Annotated in this window: 1 pseudogene; it reads left to right on the top strand. The window is 52.4% G+C overall.

The features are described 5' to 3' along the window. A pseudogene (locus ACYP03_RS25540) lies at window positions 1–296 on the top strand (ParB/RepB/Spo0J family partition protein); the annotation flags it as partial.

Genomic DNA, 296 nt, shown 5'->3' on the forward strand with positions numbered 1-296 from the left:
ACCCGAGTGTGGGTGAATTAGGTCGGCCGACCATAGTTAAGCTGCATAAACTTTACTATTCACTGAATGATGAGCAGCAGCAAGCCTTTGTGAAGGAGCTTGCTCAGCAGGATAAACCAGTCTGGCAACGAGTTGATGCACAGGGAATTACGCGCATTACCCGCGAAGTCACCAATCACATTGAGCAACTCGGCGAGTCGGTGCGTCCTAAAGTACAGCAGAGCAGTAAACCTCAGGCGGTGGAACTGGTGCGCGGACAAGCAAGCTACGTCAGAGATGGCGACAGACTCCAGCTC

The organism is Photobacterium sp. R1, assembly GCF_054600795.1.